Source organism: Bizionia sediminis (genome assembly GCF_042684585.1).
GTDB lineage: Bacteria > Bacteroidota > Bacteroidia > Flavobacteriales > Flavobacteriaceae > Algorimicrobium > Algorimicrobium sediminis.
Map to the genome: position 1 here is coordinate 1 of NZ_JBHULS010000018.1, position 2,903 is coordinate 2,903.

General features: G+C 32.9%; 2 protein-coding genes. Both read left to right on the forward strand.

Annotated features, from left to right (window positions below; genetic code table 11):
• Nucleotides 1–1,270: 1,270 nt before the first annotated feature.
• Nucleotides 1,271–1,765, forward strand: coding sequence for a hypothetical protein (locus tag ACFSQP_RS13050; protein WP_376895214.1), 495 nt, complete (start codon nt 1,271–1,273; stop codon nt 1,763–1,765).
• A gap of 163 nt (nt 1,766–1,928) precedes the next feature.
• Nucleotides 1,929–2,648 carry an endonuclease/exonuclease/phosphatase family protein gene (locus ACFSQP_RS13055; RefSeq protein WP_376895216.1) on the forward strand — a complete coding sequence of 240 codons (720 nt, stop codon included), beginning with the start codon at nt 1,929–1,931 and terminating at the stop codon, nt 2,646–2,648.
• Nucleotides 2,649–2,903 lie beyond the last annotated feature (255 nt).

Sequence of the window (2,903 nt, forward strand, 5' to 3'; positions counted from 1 at the left end):
ACAATGTGTATAATTCATTGCTAGTTCTTACCTGCTTGCGAAAAATTATCGAATACCTAAATCTCGTTTTTATTTACTAACTTTAACTCCTAACAGACCGCAACGAAATCATACACCAGGCCGTTAGCTTTAATGCTGGAGCAAGTTTGCGGAATTGAAAAAAGCTAGTTTCTTTTTCGAATTTTTTTTTGAGTTTTAAGAAAGTAAAAACCGAAAAACTATGTTGCCGAATTTTGCAAAACACGTTGAATTATAACGCAAACTCTGAATCGAATTACGTCTGACTTTTTAGCTCGTGTGCGGAATCGAAATCTGAATTGAACACTCGAGATCTGACTCAAACGGAATTGAAAAGTATTGCGGAATTGCTCACTCAAAACCTGAATTAAAAACTGGTCGGAAATTGAGCAAGTTTACGGAATGAAAATCGAGTCGAAATTTATGTTGCGATAACTACCACAGGATTTTGAAAACTAAAATAAACCACATCGGAATGACAAGCGGAACGAAAAAACAAAAAAGGAATGAATTATAAAACGAATAAAAAAAGCACTAAAAGCTAACAATGTGTATACTCCATTGCTAGGTCAATGCTCATTACGAATATTCCTGCGGAATATTCTACTGTTGATTTATTTGCTATCTTTAGGGCTTAAACCTCGCAACGAGAGCATACACGAGACCGTTAGCTTTAATGCTGGAGCAAGTTTGCGGAATCGAAAAAAGCTAGTTTCTTTATCGAATTTTTTTTTGAGTTTTAAGAAAGTAAAAACCGAAAAACTATGTTGCCGAATTTTGCAAAACACGTTGAATTATAACGCAAACCCTGAATCGAATTACGTCTGACTTTTTAGCTCGTGTGCGGAATCGAAATCTGAATTGAACACTCGAAATCTAACTCAAACGGAATTGAAAAGTATTGCGGAATTGCTCACTCAAAACCTGAATTAAAAACTGGTCGGAAATTGAGCAAGTTTACGGAATGAAAATCGAGTCGAAATTTATGTTGCGATAACTACCACAGGATTTTGAAAACTAAAATAAACCACATCGGAATGACAAGCGGAACGAAAAACAAAAAAGCAATGAATTATAAAACGAATAAAAAAAGCACTAAAAGCTAACAATGTGTATACTCCATTGCTAGGTCAATTCTCATTACGAATATTCCTGCGGAATATTCTACTGTTGATTTATTTGCTATCTTTAGGGCTTAAACCTCGCAACGAGAGCATACACGAGACCGTTGTGTGTAATTAAAAGAAAAAAAATGGGAATATTTGATTTTTTAAAGAACAGAAAAAAAACAGAAAAATCTGAACACGTTAAAACTTTCATAGTTGACAATTTATATACTATTTCTGCTGTTAATAGTTTTCATAAAGTCGATAGTGAAAAATTTAGAATTGAGACAGAAAATGGGAATACATATTTAACCATATCCAATTTTGAACTGACCGAATACGGTGGAAATATTGAAGAAATAAAATCTGAAGATTTAAAACATCAAGTTTTACCTTTATATGAAAAATTTGTTAATGAAGGAAATTATAAAAAAGTGGGTGATTTAACCATCGAAAAAAATTATATTTCACAATCATTTATCAACCCGAATGACGAAACTGAATATCATCTAACCACAATGAACAATTTTAATGGTCGCTTGATTGTATCAAATTTCATAATGAACTCAATTGCTGATTATTCAGAAAACAATAGGAAAATATTTTTATATTCATTTTTAACGATGAAACCGATTAATTAAATAACTACACACAACACCGTGTATAATTAATGGCTTGATTCGTGCTTACTTACGAAAATCCTCGCGGATTTTCTATTCGGTTTGTATTTGCTAAATTAGTGGCTTAAACACGCCACTAATCATACACAAACACGTTGGCGTGCATTAGAAAACAGAACTCAAATTGAAAATTATAACTTGGAATTGTAATGGAGCATTAAGAAAAAAGTTTGAGAATTTAACGGACTTTAATGCTGACATACATATAATTCAAGAGTGTGAAAATCCAGCGGAAACCAGACACAAAGAATATAATGAATGGGCGGAAAATTATTTATGGATTGGAGACACCAAAAATAAAGGAATTGGGATTTTTGCAAAGAAAAACATAGAACTGAAAAGACTGAATTGGTCGGACAATTATAAAGACCATAAAGTAAAACACTTTTTACCTTGTTCTGTAAATGGAGACTTTGACTTATTAGCCGTTTGGAATCACAGCAATAAATCACCGACTTTTGGATATATTGGACAATTATGGAAATATCTTCAAGTCAACAAACCGAATTTAAATAAGAGTTTAATTATCGGAGATTTTAATAGTAACAAGATTTGGGACAAATGGGACAGATGGTGGAATCACTCTGACGTAGTGACTGAACTGAACGAAATCGGAATTGAAAGTTTATATCATAAATATTGGAAAGAAGAACAAGGAACTGAAACTCGACCGACTTTTTTCCTGCACAGAAAATTAGAAAAGCCATATCATATCGATTATGTTTTTGGCAGTAAGGAATTCATAAACGGACTAAAAAAAATGGAATTTGGAAAAATTAGTGATTGGTTAAAAGTAAGCGACCATTTGCCAATTATTTGCGAATTTGAAACTGAAAAAAAATAACGACACGCCAACACCGTGTATAATTAATGGCTGGTTCTCGCCTACTTACGAAAATCCTCGCGGATTTTCTATTCGGTTTTTATTTGCTAAATTAGATACTTAAACACGCCACTAATCATACACAAACACGTTAGGCACAAGTTGAAACGAGCAGCAACGGACTTTGCAAACTCGCAAACTTTAAGAAATTAAAAAAAACTCATTACGATTGATAAAATCACTCTGAGTGATTAGCCGCTCGTAAAATCTGATTCC